The sequence below is a fragment of the Novosphingobium sp. Chol11 genome (assembly GCF_945870625.1).
In the GTDB taxonomy this organism is placed as follows: domain Bacteria; phylum Pseudomonadota; class Alphaproteobacteria; order Sphingomonadales; family Sphingomonadaceae; genus Novosphingobium.
The window spans coordinates 93593-109366 of record NZ_CAMBTS010000001.1; the positions used below are offsets into that span (position 1 = coordinate 93593).

A 15774-nucleotide genomic window follows, 5' to 3' on the forward strand; every position below is an offset into this window, starting at 1 on the left:
TTCCAACCACTCTGATTGAGCAGATCACTGCAGATGCCGACAATCACGCAACAAAGACGCGCATGGCTTGAGCCATCGGTTATGCCGGGCTTTGGCCTGACCTTCGGGTTCACGCTGAGCTGGCTCGGTCTGATCGTGCTGATCCCGCTGGCCACCATCCTGCTCAAAGCCGCTGGCATGGGCTGGCAGGAGTTTGTTGCAGTTGGCCTCTCGCCTCGCGCGATCGCGTCGTATCGGCTCAGTTTTGGCACAGCAGCTGCCGCCGGGCTGGTCAACGCAGTGCTCGGCTTGCTCGTCGCGTGGGTTCTGGTGCGGTATCGTTTTCCGGGCAAGCGGGTGGTGAGCGCGCTGGTCGATCTGCCGTTTGCATTGCCGACTGCCGTGGCGGGCATTGCGCTGACAGCGCTTTATGCGCCGAATGGCTGGATCGGCCAGTTTTTGGAGCCGATCGGCATCAAGGTGGCGTTTACCCCCATCGGCATCATCATCGCGCTCATTTTCGTGGGGTTGCCGTTTGTGGTGCGCTCGGTCGAGCCGGTGCTGGCAGATCTTGGCCGCGATGTCGAAGAAGCCGCCGCCACGCTTGGCGCGTCAAGGTTTCAAACCTTCAACCGCGTGATCATGCCCGCCATCGGCCCAGCGCTGCTGACCGGATTTGCGCTCGCCTTCGCCCGCGGCGTTGGCGAATATGGGTCGGTCATCTTCATTTCGGGCAATATGCCCGGGCGCACCGAGATTGCGCCGCTGCTGATTGTTACCCAGCTTGAGCAATACGACTTTAACGGGGCGACCGCGATTGCGGTGGTGATGATGCTCGTCTCCTTCACCATCCTCCTGTTGATCAACGGCATTCAGGCCGCCAGCCGCCGGAGAATGGGGATATGAGCCGCGAAACAGCCCTACGCGCGACCAGCGAGGGCCGCCTCTGGCAAGCGTTGCTGATTGGCGGCGCGCTCGCGTTCCTTGGCATTTTTCTTGCGCTGCCGTTGATCGCCGTCTTTGCCGAGGCGTTCAAGACGGGCCTTGGTGCCTTCGTCCTCGCGGTCCAAACCCCCGACGCGCTGGCCTCGATCAGGCTCACCCTGTTCATCGCCGCGATCAGCGTGCCGCTCAACATGATCTTTGGCATCGCAGCTAGTTGGGCGATCACAAAGTTCGAATTTTCGGGCAAGGCACTGCTGATCACGCTCATCGATCTGCCGTTCTCGATCTCGCCTGTGGTTTCGGGGCTCATTTTCGTCCTGCTGTTCGGTGCCAACGGCGTGGTCGGCCCGTGGCTTGCCGCGCATGATCTGAAGATTATCTTTGCGGTTCCCGGTATCGTGCTGGCGACGCTGTTCATCACCTTTCCCTTCGTGGCCCGCGAACTCATTCCGCTGATGATGGAGCAGGGCAAATCAGAAGAAGAGGCCGCACTCTCGTTAGGCGCGAACGGCTGGCAGACTTTCTGGTACGTTACCTTGCCCAATATCCGCTGGGGTCTGCTCTATGGCGTGCTCTTGTGCAATGCGCGGGCGATGGGCGAATTCGGCGCTGTCTCGGTGGTTTCGGGGCATATTCGGGGCGAAACCAACACCATGCCGCTGCATGTCGAGATCCTCTACAATGAGTATGATTTCGTCGGCGCGTTCGCGGTAGCGTCGTTGCTCGCGCTGTTGGCGCTGGTAACGCTGGTCGCCAAGAGCGTTCTGGAATGGCGCTTCGATATGAATTCAGGAGCAGGCCATTGATCCGCTGCAACGCCATTACCAAGCGCTTTGGCTCTTTTGCCGCGCTCCACGGCATCGATCTGCATGTCCGGCAGGGCGAGTTCATCGCTTTGTTGGGACCATCGGGATCGGGCAAGACGACGCTGCTGCGGATCATCGCGGGGCTTGAGTTTCAAGATTCGGGCCAAGTCCTGTTCGCAGACGAAGACGTCTCAAAGCGCAATGTCGCTGATCGCCATGTCGGCTTCGTGTTTCAGAACTACGCGCTGTTTCGCCATATGAACGTTGCACACAACGTGGCGTTCGGGCTTTCGGTGCGCAAAGGCCGCGATAAGCCAAGCCGCGCGGCGATCAACGAACGGGCGGAGGAACTGCTCCGCCTGGTTCAGCTCGAAGGGCTGGGCGCGCGTTATCCCTCGCAGCTTTCAGGCGGCCAGCGCCAGCGGGTGGCGCTCGCCCGCGCATTGGCGATCGAGCCAAAGCTGCTCCTGCTCGATGAGCCGTTCGGCGCGCTCGACGCCAAAGTGCGCAAGGATCTGCGCCGCTGGCTGCGCGATCTGCACAAGGCGATGGGTCTCACCTCGATTTTCGTGACGCACGATCAGGAAGAAGCGCTGGAGCTTGCCGACCGGGTCGTGGTGATGAACGAAGGCCGAATCGAGCAGATCGGCACGCCGGAAGAAATCTACATGAACCCGGCGACCCCGTTCGTGTCGCACTTCGTCGGCGAAACCAACCGTGTTGGGCAAGGGGGCGAGGAACTGCATTTTCGCCCGCATGACACCGCGCTGGTCAGTCAAGGCGGCGAAGCCGTGCTGGTCGATAACGTGTTTCGCAAAGGCGGTGTGTGGCGGATCGAGGGGATCCTGCAGACGCAGCAGATTCTGGTCGAGATCGACCTTGATGCCGCTTCAACCCCTCCTTCACTGGGCGAGATCATCCAAATCCGTCCGCGCCAGTTCCGTTCTTTCAACCAAGCAGGAGCACAGATTAAAGGAGAACCCCAATGACCTTAGACCCCGCCGCGCCGCAAGACGACGCGCAGCGGCATCTTGAAGAAAGCATCACCAGTGTGCGCGAGGCGCTGACTGGGCTTCGTTTCGGCACTGTCTTGTTGACGGTTCACGAAGGCCGCGTCGTTCAGATCGACGTGACCGAGAAGAAACGCCTGAAGCCGACCTGAGTTTTTTATCGGCCGGTATCCGGCTAAAGCACCAACCCCCTTCACATTGCCAACCGGACCACTGGAGGCATCGTGACCCTTGATCAAAAGGATCTTGCGATGATTTCCCGTTTTATCCTCCTTCTGGGGGCGACCCCGCTTGTCTTGCTTGCAAGCCCCGCTTTTGGAGCAGCAGAAGCGCCTGAGCCTGTACCTCAACAGCAGTCCACTTCGGTCGGCACTGGCCAGGATGACAGCGACACCATTGTTGTGACCGCGCGCCGCCGCGCTGAAACCGCGCAGGACGTGCCGCTGGCGATCTCGGTGGTCGGCGGCGACCGGATCGACAGTACGGGCGCCTTCAACGTCGGCCGCTTGCAGCAACTTACCCCGACTTTGCAGTTCTATTCGTCCAACCCGCGCAACACGGCGGTCAACATACGCGGCATCGGTGTGCCGTTTGGCCTGACCAACGATGGCATCGAGCAGGGCGTTGGCATCTACGTCGACGACGTTTATTTCGCGCGCGTCGCGTCCTCGACCTTCGATTTTCTGGATGTCAAACAGATCGAGGTTCTGCGCGGGCCGCAGGGCACGCTTTATGGCAAAAACACAACCGCAGGCGCTATCAACATCACCAGCCGCCAGCCGACCTTCGATTTCGAGGGCCGGGCCGAAGCCAGCGCGGGCAATCTCGGCTTTTTTCAGTTTAAGGGTGCACTATCCGGGCCGCTGTCAGACAAGCTTGCGGCGCGCGTGGCGGTCTCTTTGAGCAAGCGCAACGGCACACTTTTCAACGTGGCGACCAACCGCCGGATCAACGAACAGGATAACCTTGGCCTGCGGGGACAATTGTTGTTCAAGCCGGGCGAAAGGATCGAACTGACGCTGGCCGGCGATTACAGTCGGCAGAATCCAGAGTGCTGCGCGCAGATTTTTGTTCGCACCGGCCTGACCCAGCGTGCGCTCAACCGACAATACGCTACGCTGGCAACGGCGCTCAACTATGCAGTGCCCAGCACCAACCCGTTTGATCGGATGACCGACGTCGATGCCGAGCTGCGCGCAAAAAACGAGATCGGCGGCGTATCGCTGCGCGCGAAGTTCGAGACTGGCCTCGGCGATCTGACCTCGGTTACGGCGTGGCGGTTCTGGGATTGGGATCCTTCGAACGACCGCGACTTTCTGGGGCTGCCGATCACCACGAAATCCCAGAATTCTTCCCGCCAGGACCAGTATACGCAGGAACTGCGCCTTGCGGGGGAACGGGGGCGGCTTGGCTATGTGCTGGGTGCCTTCGGTTTTTATCAGAAGATCCAGACCAACGGCACACAAGAGCAGGGATCGGCGGCCAGCCGGTTCCTGATCACGCCGTCGAATGCGCTTTCGAACGATCCCTCGGTCCTCGGTGGCCTTACCGCGAAAAACGACATCTCGTTCAAGAACACCAGCGCCGCATTGTTCGGTAAGCTGACCTGGAAGCTGACCGACACGGTTTCGCTGCAGCCGGGCTTCCGCGTCAATTATGACAAGAAGGAAGGCCGCTATAGCTCGGTTGTCACGACCGGTTCGGGCAATCTGCTGGTGTTCAAAACCGCCGCACAAGGCGGCAACTCGGCGCGTGAGCGGGCGCAACTCGCCGTTCTATCGCCGCAGTTCTTTGAAGCTAACTTCAGCGACTGGAACTTCTCGTATGACATCACCGCCGCTTGGGACGTGACGCCCGACATTTACGCCTATGCGACTTATGCGAAGAGCTTCAAGACGGGCGGGGTCAACCTGAACGGGGTTCCGGCGGACGCCGCAGGCGTGCCGCTGCTCGAACTTGCCACAGTCGCGCCGGAATCGGTCAACCACTTCGAAGTGGGCATCAAAACGCAGTTCCTCGATCGAAAGGCGACCTTCAATCTGGCCGCGTTTCGCACCGATATCGGCAATTATCAGGCGCTGGTGTCCAATTACACAGTTGGTGCGCTGCGCGGTTATCTGGCCAATGCGGATAAGGCGCGCTCACAAGGTATCGAAGCTGATCTGTCATTTCGCCCGAGCCCGCGCTTCAATATTTATGGCAACGGCGCCTATACCGACGCCAAATATGTCAAGTTCACCAATGCCCCGTGCCCGCCCGAATTGTCGGGCGGCAGCCAGCCGATCGACGCCAATGGCAACTTGACCAGCCCTGTCAGCCCCAAGGGCACGCCGGGCGGGGTCAGTCCGCTCAGTTGTGACATTTCCGGTCAAAGCCTGCCGGGGGTGTCGAAATGGTCGTTCTCTTATGGCGCTGAGGCCAACCTGCCGGTGCAGGTTTTTGGCCGCGAATCGCAGGCCTATGTCGGGTTCGATGGGAACTATCGTTCGGCTTGGTCGTCCAACCCCAGCCGGTCGGACTACACGCAGGTCGATGGCTATGCGCTGAGCAATTTCCGGTTCGGTCTGCGTACCGACTCCGGCTTCGATGTGTTTGGCTGGGTGCGCAACGCCTTCGATGTTCGTTACTTTGATCAACTAGCCGTCGGCCCCGGCAACACCGGGCTGATCGTTGGCAACGTCGGCGACCCGCGCACGTTTGGCGGCACGGTCAAGTTCACGTTCTGATAGGTGGGAGGTGCCAGTGGAGCGATCCTCTGGCACCTTCCTCAGGCCCAGAGGTCCAGCACAAGCTTCCCGCTCACCGGCAGGTCTTCGAAAGTATCCAGCCCATCGAAGTGGTCGATAGGCAGCGTGGCGACATCCGCCGGTTCGGCCATGCGCATATTCACAGCAAGCCTGACGCGCCCTTCCTCGTCGGGCGACCGGGCGCGCCACCAGATGATGCAGCCGCAGTTCTCGCAAAAGTGGAACTCGGTTGTGCGTCCGCGAACATAGGCGCGGGTCTGGCCGTGGGTGCTGAACCGTTCGTTTTCGTAGTCATAGGCCCAGAGCGCGCCATAACGGCGGCAAACCTTGCAATTGCACGCCGTTACCGAGCCCGGATCGCCGTTGATCGACCACCTTGCCGCGCCGCAATGGCAAGCGCCCTCGATCGTTGCCATGGGCTCAATTGTTGCCCTGAATGAAGTCGCCCAGCACGCCCAGCGCCGAGCCTTCGCCGCGGTTTTGTCCGCCGCCCGGAATGGCTGCAGCTGCTATGCGTCCAGCCAGCCGCGCAAACGGCAGCGACTGGATCCACACTTTGCCCGGGCCCGTGAGCCTTGCAAAAAACAAGCCTTCGCCGCCGAACAGCACGCTCTTCACCCCGCCAGCCGTCACCAGATCAAAATCGACGCCCGCTGTATACGCCGCAAGGCAGCCGGTATCGACATGCACTTGTTCGCCGGGGGCAAGCGTGCGCTCAACCAATGTGCCGCCCATTTGCACAAAAACCCAGCCATCGCCCTCAAGCTTCTGCATGATGAAGCCTTCGCCGCCGAACAGGCCGGTCATCACTTTGCGCTGAAAGGCGATACCGATCGAAACACCGCGGGCGGCGGCCAGAAAGCTGTCTTTCTGGCAAATCAGCGTGCCGCCAACATCGGAGAGCTTGATCGGCAGGATCGCGCCGGGGGTAGGGGAGGCGAACGCGACCCTCGCTTTGCCGCTGCCATTGTGGGTGAACACGGTGATGAACAGGCTTTCGCCGGTGATCAGCCGCTTGCCCGCGCCGAGCAGTTTGCCCATGAAACCGCCTTCGTTTGCGGCGGCGCTGCCATCTCCGAACACGGTGGTCATGTCGATGCTGGCATCTTTCCACACGAATGCACCCGCTTCGGCCACGGCGCTTTCGCCCGGATCAAGCTCGATCTCGACGAATTGCAGTTCCTGCCCCTTGATGTCGAAGTCGATATCGTCAGCGATGCTTGCGCTGCGTGCATGGTGCCAGGGATTGTTCGATGCCATCAGCTCTCTCCGTCTTTGAAGCCCGATCATAATAGCCATTTCGCGATGACAAAACAGCGATGAAGTTGCCGGGGCGAATCGGGCGCTCGGAACCTCTCGCGCACCGCGCCGTTTTCCCTGCAACCGCGCATTGATCGATTGGCTCAATCACCTTGATCTGACTTCATCATTAGCCATTGCGGGCATCGCCAGCTAATAGAACAACAGGCTCCGGCGCGCATGTCGGGAGTCGCAAGATAAAAGGATTTCACCATGTCACTCGTCGGAACCAGCATTCTGCCGTTCTCCACCCAGGCCTATTATCAGGGCAAGTTCGTTCCCGTGAGCGAGGCCGATGTGGCCGGCAAGTGGGCGGTTTTCTTTTTCTACCCGGCTGATTTCACGTTTGTCTGCCCGACCGAACTGGAAGACCTCGCGCACAAACATGACGAACTGCTGGCCATGGGTGTCGAGGTTTACTCAGTCTCGACCGACACGCATTTCAGCCACAAGGCATGGCACGACAGCAGCCCGGCCATCGGCAAGATCAACTACTACATGCTTGGCGATCCCACCGGCACGATCACCCGCAATTTCGACGTGATGCGCGAGGGCCAAGGCCTTGCCGATCGCGGGACCTTTGTGGTCGATCCCGATGGCGTGATCCAGATCATGGAAACCACCTGCGAGGGCGTTGGCCGCAATGCCGAGGAACTGGTTCGCAAGATCAAGGCTGCGCAGTATGTGCGCGCGCATCCCGGCGAAGTGTGCCCGGCCAAGTGGGAGCAGGGCGAAGAGACGCTTGCTCCGTCTTTCGATCTTGTCGGCAAAATCTGATTGAGCGTTCGGCCCGGGCTCCCTCTCCCGGGCCGCCGGGCGGCGCTGGCGCTGATATGCGCCGGGCCGCCGGCCCCCCCTTTTGATCGCTGCGTCACTGCGTCACCGGGCCCACAGCCCGGCGGTGCGGCCCCGCGCCTGTCTGAAAGCTACTCGCCATGCCCATGCTCGATGCTGCTGCCACCGCCCAGCTCAAGACCTATCTCGGCAACCTGCGTCGCCCGATCGAAATCGTGGCCACGCTTGATGACAGCGCGAAATCAACCGACATGCGCGCTCTGGTCGGCGAAATAGCCGCGCAATCTGAAAAGATTACGGCCCGTTTCGATGGCGCGGATGCGCGGATCCCAAGCTTTGCGATTCTGGCTGACGAAGAAAGCGCGAAAGCTGTTTTTGCCGGGCTGCCGATGGGACACGAGTTCACCTCGTTGATCCTCGCGCTGCTGCATGTCGGCGGTCATCCGCCGAAGGAAGATGCCGATTTGCTGGATGCCGTGCGCGCGCTGGAAGGGCCGCTTCATTTCGAAGTGTTCTTCTCGCTCACCTGCCAGAATTGCCCTGATGTGGTGCAGGCGCTCAATATCATGGCGGCGCTCAATCCAGCGATAACCAACGTTTCGATCGACGGCGCGTTGTTCCAGGAGGAAGTTGCGCGCCGCCAGATCATGGCTGTGCCGCAAGTGTTTCTCAATGGCGAACCGTTTGGGCAGGGCCGGATGGATCTGGCGCAGATCGTGGCCAAGCTCGATACCGGAGTGATGGCGCGCGCGGCTGAGAAGATCGCGGCGAAGGAGCCGTTCGATGTGCTGATCGTCGGCGGCGGCCCGGCGGGGGCGGCAGCGGCGATCTATGCTGCGCGCAAAGGCATCCGCACCGGCGTGGTTGCGGAGAACTTTGGCGGCCAATTGCTCGACACAATGGGCATCGAGAATCTCATTTCAGTGCCGCACACCGAAGGCCCTAAACTGGCGGCGGAGCTTGAGCGGAACGTGAAGTATAATCAGGTCGACATCATGAATCTGCAGAAGGCAGTCGGTCTCAAAGCGACCAATGGCGATGGCCTGACCACGATCGAACTGGCCAGCGGAGCGAGCCTGAAAGCCAAGACCGTCATCCTCTCAACAGGCGCGCGCTGGCGGCAAATGGGCGTGCCCGGCGAGGAGGAATATCGCAACAAGGGCGTCGCCTATTGTCCGCACTGCGATGGCCCGCTTTATAAGGGCAAGCGTACGGCGGTGATCGGCGGCGGCAATTCGGGGGTCGAGGCGGCTATCGACCTTGCCGGCCTTGTCGCGCATGTCACGCTGATCGAGTTCGATAGCCAGCTGCGCGCCGACGCCGTGCTGCAGACCAAACTGCGCAGCCTTCCCAATGTCAGCGTGATCACCTCGGCACTCTCGACCGAAGTGCGCGGCGACGGCGAGAAGGTGACATCACTCATTTACCGCGACCGAACGGACGATACCATGCACGAAATCGCGCTTGACGGCATCTTCGTCCAGATCGGGCTGGTCCCCAATACGGAGTGGCTGAAAGGCGCGCTCGCGCTGACCAACCGCGGCGAGATCGAGATCGATGCCCATGGGGCAACGAGCCTTGGCGGCGTGTTTGCCGCTGGCGATGCCACGACCGTGCCTTACAAGCAGATCGTGACGGCGATGGGCGAAGGCTCAAAGTCTGCGCTTTCCGCGTTTGATTACCTGATCCGGCATTGATCTCTGGCGAACAATGGCACTACGCGCGGCGAGCACGTTGACAGCGCGCGCTCGTTAAGCCAGCGCTCAGGCGCATGGTGCCACAAGGGGCGGAGAGCAGGGAGTTCGATATGAAGATCGTAAGCGCAGTTGTAGCATTATTCAGTCTTGTCGCAGTGCTTATTGCCAGCAACGCTTCGGCTGCTGGTCCCGATGTCGAGCATGGCAAGACTGTATTTGCGCGCTGCGTGGCTTGCCATGATCTCAACACCGGCGCGGCGCGCCTTGGACCTTCGATGAAGGGCATCGTCGGCAGGAAGGCGGGCAGTGTACCCAACTTTGCCTATTCGCCAGCCCTGAAAAACTCGAAGCTGGTCTGGAATGCCGCCACGCTTGACGCGTTCCTGACCAGCCCTATGAAGTATGTTCCGGGAACACGGATGCCTTTTGCCGGGCTTCCAAGCGCCCAAGATCGTGCAGATTTGATCGCCTATCTCGCCAAAGCGGCCCGCTGAACCCGCGAACCACCGTCACGGTTAAATGACTACTAACGCCGTTGACTTTTCAGCGGTAGCGACCATTTACGCGCCATGCTCTCGCAGAAAACGCGATATACCATCCGGGCGCTGCAACACCTGGCCGACAAGTTTGGACAAGGCCCCGTGCGGCTTGATGCGATCGCCACAGCGCAGAATATCCCGCGTAAATTTTTGACCGTGATCCTCTCTGAAATGGCGCGGGAGGGGGTCGTGGCGTCCCATCGCGGACGCGATGGAGGATATGAACTGGCGCTTCAGCCGATTGATATCCGCTATGGCGACATCATCCGGCTGACACGCGGAAGCCTCGCGCTGACACCTTGTGCAAGCCGCAATGCGCATGAGCAGTGCGCCAACTGCCTTCCCGAAGCAGACTGCCGCTTGCGAGCGGTTATGCTCCAGCTGCGCGATGAAATGGCCGCGATGCTCGACCGGATGACATTGGCGGACCCCATTTCGACAGAGCCGGCTTTCGTCGATGACGCAGTGACTCCAACCAATTGAATTCATGCCGGGCAGGTTTTGCGCAGAGCCGTTTTAACTTTGCTTGGCGTTGGCGCAGCCGCTGGTTATAGAGCGCAGATGATATCGACAGCCTTTGGCCGCAGTTCGCTGCGCTTCGCCGTTTTTGCCGCAGCCGTTGCCGTCATGGGGGTGACTACCGGTTGCGCCGGGACGAAGGCCAAGAAGGACGTGGCTTATGTCGCGCGCGACGTCGATACGCTTTATGCAGCCGCCCGCGAGCGACTCAATCGCGGCGATGCGAAGCAGGCAGCGGCCTTGTTTGATGAGGTCGAGCGCCAGCATCCCTATTCGCCTTGGGCGCGCCGCGCCCAGCTGATGAGCGCTTTCAGCTATTATGCCGCGCGCGATTACCCAAAGTCAGTGCAGGCGGCGCAGCGTTTCCTGTCGATCCATCCGGGCAACAAAGACGCTCCTTACGCCTATTATCTCGTTGCGCTGTGCTATTATGAGCAGATCAGCGACGTAACGCGCGATCAGAAAATCACGCAGGAAGCGTTGACCGCCCTCACCGAGGTGTCGCGCCGCTATCCAGCCACGAAGTATGCCGCCGATGCCAGGCTCAAGCTGGATCTGGTGAACGATCATCTTGCTGGCAAAGAGATGGAAATCGGCCGGTTTTACCAGCGCAGCGGCAAATGGCTTGCCAGCTCGCTACGGTTCCGTGCGGTGATCGATAAATATCAGCAAACCAGCCACACGCCTGAGGCCCTTTACCGGCTGGTCGAAAGCTATCTGGCGCTTGGTCTGCCGCAAGAAGCCAAGAAGGCTGCGGCTGTGTTGCAAAATAATTATCCCGGCGGCGACTGGTATGCGCGCGCCTACAAACTCATGAATAACAAAGCGCCTGAAACGGATGTAAGCTAAGCAGGCAAGACGAGCTAGCGCGCTAGGTTTCTGGCGGGGGCTCGCAGCAGCGGCTACACGCGAACGAGGGCCTATCAGGCGGCGGTTTGTGTCCGGCGAGAGAAGGCAGCATCGCTCAGTGCTTTGAGAAACTGATCGGTAGCGCTTTCCCAACTGTACGTTGCGCCAAAGCGGGCAGCCGCGCCGCGATCACATTGCAATGCGATCTTGATCGCACCTTCCAAATCCGATGAAAGCGCACCGATCGGCTCTGATAGTTCGCCTCGCGGTCCGCGGCCTTCGCTGCCGACAATGTCGATCGGTCCGGGCACGGCGAAACCTGCAACCGGCACGCCGCAGGCCAAGGCCTCGATCATGACCAATCCAAAAGTATCGGTCAGACTGGGAAAAACGAACATATCAGCCGAGCAATAAGCGCGCGCCAGCGTCTTCCCCGAGAGCGCACCGGTAAAATGCACGTCCGGATAACGGGCGCGCAATTGCGCTAGATCGGGCCCATTGCCGACCACGACTTTTGTTCCGGGCAAATTAGCATCGAGAAAGGCCGAGAGGTTTTTTTCGACCGCGACGCGCCCAACATTGAGCATGATCGGCCGCGGCAGATTTCTGAGCGCGTCCAATGGCTCATTGGCGGGGTGAAAAACGCTGGCATCGATCCCGCGCGACCAAAGCGCCGTTTGATGGATACCGTGTTCGGCCAGTTCGGCAGCAAGCGTTGGCGTAGAGACCAGCACGGCATAACTTGTCCGATGAAATCGGCGCATGATCGGCCAAAAATGGCTCGGACTGAGGCCGGTTCGCATCGCGGCGTATTCGGGGAAGCGCGTGTGAAAGGCGCTGGTGAAGGGGACTCCATTCGCCTTGCACCAGCTGCGTGCGCTCCACCCGATGGGGCCTTCGGTGGCGATGTGAACGATGTCTGGCGCGAACTTGCGCAATTTCCGGCGCGTGCCAAAGCGCGGCAGCATCGCCAAACGGATCTCGTGATAACCCGGCATGCCCAGTGTGAAAAACTCATTGGGCGTAACCATGGTTACTTCATGGCCCAGCGCGATCAGCCGGTCCACCGTGGTCGCCAGCGTTCTGACGACGCCGTTGACCTGCGGGTGCCAGGCGTCGGTGCAGATCGCAATCTTCATGTATCTTCTTTCGCGCGCGGCGCGCTTGTTTCGTTGCCGCGTGCCGAGGCAGCCTGTGCTTCCTTTGCGCAGACATCGGCCCAGTCGACGATCGCAATTGCGCCAGCAAAATCTTCGACCAGCGCGGTGCAGCTCTCGACCCAGTCGCCGTCGTTATAATACGTCACGTCGCCGATCTGGCGAATTTCAGCGCAATGGATGTGCCCGCACACCACGCCTTCGACACCCATGTCGCGCGCCGCATGCGCCACTGCTTCCTCATAAGCGCAAATGAATTGCACCGCATTTTTGACGCGCTTCTTCATGTAAGAAGAAAGCGACCAATAGGGCAGTTTGAACTGGCGGCGAACCAGATTGACCCAACGATTGGCCTTCAGCAGAATTTCATAAGCCTTATCACCCAGAAAGGCGAGCCAACGGGCATACAGCACCACGCCGTCAAACTCGTCGCCGTGCGTGACAAGCAGGCGGCGTCCGTCCGCCGTCGTGTGGATTGCCTGAAGGGCAAGTTCGACCCCGCCGAAGCTCAGCCCTGCATAAGGACGGAGCATTTCATCGTGATTGCCAGCAATCAGTACGACCCGGGTGCCGCGATGCGCCATTTTCAGAACGCGCCGGACCACCTCATTGTGCGCGTCGGGCCAATACCAGCCCCGCGACAAGCGCCAACCATCGAGGATGTCACCAACCAGATACAAGGTCTCGCATTCGATCGAGGCCAGAAAATCGATGAGCATGTCGGCGTTGCAGCCGCGCGTACCAAGGTGAACATCCGAAATCCACACCGTGCGCACTTTGCGCTTGGGCCGGAAGCTGCGCGGCTCGGGCAGATCAAGCCAGGCAGGAATAGAGGTGGCCAGTTCGGTTACGGAAGGGAACTTACCCTGAAGTTTTGCTTGCTGCGGCATCAACTGCCCCTTTGTAGTTACCGATTCAATTTATCACAATCACGTTTCGTTCGCATTGCAGTGTGTCATTGGAATGAAATACGCGTCAAGCGCATCGCGGTGCCTAGTTGTGCATCGCAAAAATATGCGGAACAAAGGGTGACTTACGAGCGCCCAACCGCTATCGGTCATCAGCAATGCTTACTGGCTTATCCATCCGCAACATCGTTCTGATCGAAGCGCTCGATCTTGCATTTTCGGGCGGGCTCGGTGTGTTGACCGGGGAGACCGGCGCCGGCAAGTCGATCCTGCTGGATTCGCTGGGGTTAGTGCTTGGTGATCGCGCGGAATCCGGTCTAGTCCGCGCGGGCGAGGATCAGGCCAGCGTCACCGCCACGTTCGAGTTCGATCGGCTGCCCGACGCCCTGAGCGCCATCTTCGCCGAGGCGGATATCCAGATCGAGGCGGGCGAGCCGTTGATCGTCAAGCGCCGCATCAAGGCGGACGGCGGCAGCAAGGCCTTTGTCAACGATCAACCGGTCGGCGTTGCCCTGCTGCGCGAAATCGCGCGCGGTTTGGTCGAACTTCATGGGCAGCACGATGATCGCGGCCTCGTAAATGCGCGCGGGCATCGGGCGCTGCTTGATCGCTTTTCGCGGGTTGGCGGCAGTGGGGGCGCAGCCGGGGTTGCCGCCGCCTGGGACCATTGGCGCCGTGCCGAGGCGGATCTCGCCGGCGCGCGCGCCCAGTTTTCTGCCGCAGCCGCCGAGCAAGACCTCCTGCTTGCGTATCTGGCGGAATTGACTGCGCTCGCGCCGATTGTCGGTGAGGAAGAAGATCTCGCCGCGCAGCGTGCCGGAATGCAGAAGGGCGAGCGCCTGTCTGCCGATCTGGCGGCGCTGCAACATCTGTGGGCAGGCTCCGATTCTGCGCTTGCCACCTTGCGCAGCGCGGCGCGGCGGCTGGACCGGATCGCCCACGAACATCCGCTGCTGGCAGGCGCGCTCGAATCGCTGGATCGCGCCGTGATCGAAGCAGGGGAAGCGGAGGACAAGCTCGCGGCCGCAGCCGAAGCATTGACGCATGATCCGCTGATGCTCGACCGGATTGAAACGCGCTTGTTCGAATTGCGCGCGGCCGCACGCAAGCATGTCTGTGCGGCCGATGATCTGCCCGCCCGGATGGATCAGATGCGCGGCGCGCTCGATGCAATCCAGAGCGGGGAAGAGCAACTGGTGATCCTTGAGCGCACCGCGCACGACGCAAGCCTTGAATATCAAGCGCAGGCCGAGGCGCTTTCGGTCGCAAGATCGGAAGCGGCTCGGCGGCTGGATGCGGCGGTCGCTGCCGAATTGGCTCCGCTCAAACTTGATTCGGCGCGTTTTCGCACCGCCGTGGTGCGCTTGGAGGAAGACCGTTGGGGCCCGCATGGCGTCGATGCGGTCGAATTCCTGATCTCGACCAATCCGGGTGCCGAGTTTGCCCCGCTGACCAAGATCGCCAGCGGCGGCGAGCTCTCGCGCTTCATCCTCGCGCTCAAAGTCGCGCTGGCGGAGGAAGGCGGCGCGGCGACGGTGATCTTCGACGAGATCGATCGCGGCGTTGGCGGAGCAGTGGCCAGCGCGATCGGCGAGCGGCTGGCCCGGCTGGCGCAAGGCGGGCAGCTTCTGGCCGTCACGCATAGCCCGCAAGTTGCCGCGCGCGGAACCGCGCATTATCTGATCGCGAAATCGAGCGAGGGCACCGTCACCCGCACGTCCGTCGTCCCGCTCGATGCGGCGGGGCGGCAGGAAGAGATCGCGCGCATGCTGTCTGGGGCAGAGGTCACGCCAGAAGCGCGCGCGCAGGCAGATCGGCTGCTGGAGCAGGCATGATCGCGGCAATCGAAGAGCACCCGCTGGATTGTCCGGTCTGGAACATGCTGAACGGGCCGCAGCGGGATCTGGCGCGATGGCATGGCAAAGCGTGTCGGATTGATCCGGGATATGGTCCTTTTGCCGCAGCAGCACCGGGCCATGAAGCGCAGCTCGCCTCGCTGCTGACCGCAACCAGCGATGAAATCTGGATCGTGCGCAGCGAGGGCATGGTAGCACCGCTCGGCACCCGTGTGGTCCGAACGGCGACGCTAATGCAAATGATCGCCGATCAAGGTGCAGTCGGCGCCGCAGGGGATGCGGAGATTGTCGTCCTGCGTGAAGCCGATTCTGACGAAATGAACGCATTGGCGCAGGCAACAGCGCCCGGCCCATGGGGCCCGGCCACGCATCGCTACGGCACATTTTATGGTGTGCGCCGCGAAGGGAAGCTGGTTGCCATGGCCGGAGAGCGGATGCGTCCCGTTTCAGGGCTGGCCGAAGTAAGCGGGGTCTGCACGTACCCGGAGTTTCGCGGACAAGGCTTTGCCGCCCGTTTGATCCGGCGCGTGATGGCCGGCATGATCGAGCGCGGCGATACTCCGTTCCTGCATAGCTATGCCGAGAATGCGGGGGCAATCCGGCTTTACGAATCGCTCGGTTTCCGGGCGCGGCGGACAATGGTGGTAACCGTTCTGGGTTTGGCTTGA

General features: G+C 60.9%; 16 protein-coding genes. 12 read left to right on the forward strand and 4 right to left on the reverse strand.

All coding sequences use genetic code 11. From position 1 onward, the window contains the following. Positions 1-33 precede the first annotated feature (33 nt). From cysT to Q0O40_RS00385, 5 genes are all read left to right on the forward strand, one after another. Positions 34-885: a sulfate ABC transporter permease subunit CysT gene (cysT, locus tag Q0O40_RS00365; RefSeq protein WP_367183700.1), complete on the forward strand. Its 852-nt coding sequence runs from the start codon at positions 34-36 to the stop codon at positions 883-885. Continuing rightward, positions 882-1730: a sulfate ABC transporter permease subunit CysW gene (gene cysW, locus Q0O40_RS00370; RefSeq protein ID WP_295524762.1), complete on the forward strand. Its 849-nt coding sequence runs from the start codon at positions 882-884 to the stop codon at positions 1728-1730. The genes cysT and cysW overlap by 4 nt, the downstream gene beginning before the upstream one ends. Further along, positions 1727-2719, forward strand: a complete 993-nt coding sequence (locus Q0O40_RS00375) for a sulfate/molybdate ABC transporter ATP-binding protein (RefSeq protein WP_295524764.1) — start codon at positions 1727-1729, stop codon at positions 2717-2719. The genes cysW and Q0O40_RS00375 overlap by 4 nt, the downstream gene beginning before the upstream one ends. Then, positions 2716-2892, forward strand: coding sequence for a YezD family protein (locus Q0O40_RS00380; RefSeq protein WP_295524765.1), 177 nt, complete (start codon positions 2716-2718; stop codon positions 2890-2892). The genes Q0O40_RS00375 and Q0O40_RS00380 overlap by 4 nt, the downstream gene beginning before the upstream one ends. Before the next feature lie 99 nt (positions 2893-2991). Then, positions 2992-5466, forward strand: coding sequence for a TonB-dependent receptor (locus Q0O40_RS00385; protein ID WP_295524766.1), 2475 nt, complete (start codon positions 2992-2994; stop codon positions 5464-5466). A 41-nt stretch (positions 5467-5507) separates the two neighbouring features. Here Q0O40_RS00385 and Q0O40_RS00390 read toward each other — a convergent pair whose 3' ends face one another. Beyond that, positions 5508-5903: a GFA family protein gene (locus tag Q0O40_RS00390; protein ID WP_295524767.1), complete on the reverse strand. Its 396-nt coding sequence runs from the start codon at positions 5901-5903 to the stop codon at positions 5508-5510. A 4-nt stretch (positions 5904-5907) separates the two neighbouring features. Then, the gene (locus Q0O40_RS00395; RefSeq protein ID WP_295524769.1) at positions 5908-6747 is read right to left on the reverse strand and encodes a TIGR00266 family protein; all 840 of its coding nucleotides are present in this window, start codon (positions 6745-6747) and stop codon (positions 5908-5910) included. A gap of 252 nt (positions 6748-6999) precedes the next feature. Between Q0O40_RS00395 and ahpC the strand changes: the two genes are divergently transcribed. The 5 genes from ahpC (at position 7000) to Q0O40_RS00420 (ending at position 11185) form a co-directional block, all read left to right on the forward strand. After that, positions 7000-7563: an alkyl hydroperoxide reductase subunit C gene (ahpC, locus tag Q0O40_RS00400; RefSeq protein ID WP_295524771.1), complete on the forward strand. Its 564-nt coding sequence runs from the start codon at positions 7000-7002 to the stop codon at positions 7561-7563. Between the two features lie 164 nt (positions 7564-7727). Continuing rightward, positions 7728-9278 carry an alkyl hydroperoxide reductase subunit F gene (ahpF, locus tag Q0O40_RS00405; RefSeq protein WP_295524873.1) on the forward strand — a complete coding sequence of 517 codons (1551 nt, stop codon included), beginning with the start codon at positions 7728-7730 and terminating at the stop codon, positions 9276-9278. Between the two features lie 110 nt (positions 9279-9388). Continuing rightward, the gene (locus Q0O40_RS00410) at positions 9389-9772 is read left to right on the forward strand and encodes a cytochrome c family protein (RefSeq protein ID WP_295524773.1); all 384 of its coding nucleotides are present in this window, start codon (positions 9389-9391) and stop codon (positions 9770-9772) included. A 75-nt stretch (positions 9773-9847) separates the two neighbouring features. Then, entirely contained in the window at positions 9848-10300 is a 453-nt protein-coding gene (locus Q0O40_RS00415; RefSeq protein WP_295524775.1) for an Rrf2 family transcriptional regulator, read from the forward strand. Positions 10301-10378: 78 nt separating this feature from the next. Further along, positions 10379-11185 (forward strand): outer membrane protein assembly factor BamD, encoded by an 807-nt coding sequence (locus Q0O40_RS00420; protein WP_295524777.1) that lies wholly within the window; start codon positions 10379-10381, stop codon positions 11183-11185. A 74-nt stretch (positions 11186-11259) separates the two neighbouring features. Here Q0O40_RS00420 and Q0O40_RS00425 read toward each other — a convergent pair whose 3' ends face one another. Both Q0O40_RS00425 and Q0O40_RS00430 read right to left on the reverse strand, forming a co-directional pair. Beyond that, the gene (locus tag Q0O40_RS00425) at positions 11260-12324 is read right to left on the reverse strand and encodes a glycosyltransferase family 1 protein (RefSeq protein WP_295524779.1); all 1065 of its coding nucleotides are present in this window, start codon (positions 12322-12324) and stop codon (positions 11260-11262) included. Next, positions 12321-13232: a UDP-2,3-diacylglucosamine diphosphatase gene (locus tag Q0O40_RS00430; RefSeq protein WP_295524781.1), complete on the reverse strand. Its 912-nt coding sequence runs from the start codon at positions 13230-13232 to the stop codon at positions 12321-12323. The genes Q0O40_RS00425 and Q0O40_RS00430 overlap by 4 nt, the downstream gene beginning before the upstream one ends. Before the next feature lie 176 nt (positions 13233-13408). On the opposite strand from Q0O40_RS00430, the gene recN reads away from it, so the two are divergent. Both recN and Q0O40_RS00440 read left to right on the forward strand, forming a co-directional pair. Further along, positions 13409-15085, forward strand: coding sequence for a DNA repair protein RecN (recN, locus tag Q0O40_RS00435; protein WP_295524783.1), 1677 nt, complete (start codon positions 13409-13411; stop codon positions 15083-15085). Further along, a complete protein-coding gene (locus Q0O40_RS00440; protein ID WP_295524784.1) occupies positions 15082-15774 on the forward strand; it encodes a GNAT family N-acetyltransferase in 693 nt (230 codons plus the stop codon). The genes recN and Q0O40_RS00440 overlap by 4 nt, the downstream gene beginning before the upstream one ends.

What these genes read in the sequence shown, in the direction of transcription:
- cysT (WP_367183700.1), top strand. Translation starts at nt 34, where the DNA reads ATGCCGACAATCACGCAACAAAGACGCGCATGGCTTGAGCCATCGGTT.
- cysW (WP_295524762.1), top strand. Translation starts at nt 882, where the DNA reads ATGAGCCGCGAAACAGCCCTACGCGCGACCAGCGAGGGCCGCCTCTGG.
- Q0O40_RS00380 (WP_295524765.1), top strand. Translation starts at nt 2,716, where the DNA reads ATGACCTTAGACCCCGCCGCGCCGCAAGACGACGCGCAGCGGCATCTT.
- Q0O40_RS00385 (WP_295524766.1), top strand. Translation starts at nt 2,992, where the DNA reads ATGATTTCCCGTTTTATCCTCCTTCTGGGGGCGACCCCGCTTGTCTTG.
- Q0O40_RS00390 (WP_295524767.1), bottom strand. Translation starts at nt 5,903, where the DNA reads ATGGCAACGATCGAGGGCGCTTGCCATTGCGGCGCGGCAAGGTGGTCG.
- Q0O40_RS00395 (WP_295524769.1), bottom strand. Translation starts at nt 6,747, where the DNA reads ATGGCATCGAACAATCCCTGGCACCATGCACGCAGCGCAAGCATCGCT.
- ahpC (WP_295524771.1), top strand. Translation starts at nt 7,000, where the DNA reads ATGTCACTCGTCGGAACCAGCATTCTGCCGTTCTCCACCCAGGCCTAT.
- ahpF (WP_295524873.1), top strand. Translation starts at nt 7,728, where the DNA reads ATGCTCGATGCTGCTGCCACCGCCCAGCTCAAGACCTATCTCGGCAAC.
- Q0O40_RS00410 (WP_295524773.1), top strand. Translation starts at nt 9,389, where the DNA reads ATGAAGATCGTAAGCGCAGTTGTAGCATTATTCAGTCTTGTCGCAGTG.
- Q0O40_RS00415 (WP_295524775.1), top strand. Translation starts at nt 9,848, where the DNA reads ATGCTCTCGCAGAAAACGCGATATACCATCCGGGCGCTGCAACACCTG.
- Q0O40_RS00420 (WP_295524777.1), top strand. Translation starts at nt 10,379, where the DNA reads ATGATATCGACAGCCTTTGGCCGCAGTTCGCTGCGCTTCGCCGTTTTT.
- Q0O40_RS00425 (WP_295524779.1), bottom strand. Translation starts at nt 12,324, where the DNA reads ATGAAGATTGCGATCTGCACCGACGCCTGGCACCCGCAGGTCAACGGC.
- Q0O40_RS00430 (WP_295524781.1), bottom strand. Translation starts at nt 13,232, where the DNA reads ATGCCGCAGCAAGCAAAACTTCAGGGTAAGTTCCCTTCCGTAACCGAA.
- recN (WP_295524783.1), top strand. Translation starts at nt 13,409, where the DNA reads ATGCTTACTGGCTTATCCATCCGCAACATCGTTCTGATCGAAGCGCTC.
- Q0O40_RS00440 (WP_295524784.1), top strand. Translation starts at nt 15,082, where the DNA reads ATGATCGCGGCAATCGAAGAGCACCCGCTGGATTGTCCGGTCTGGAAC.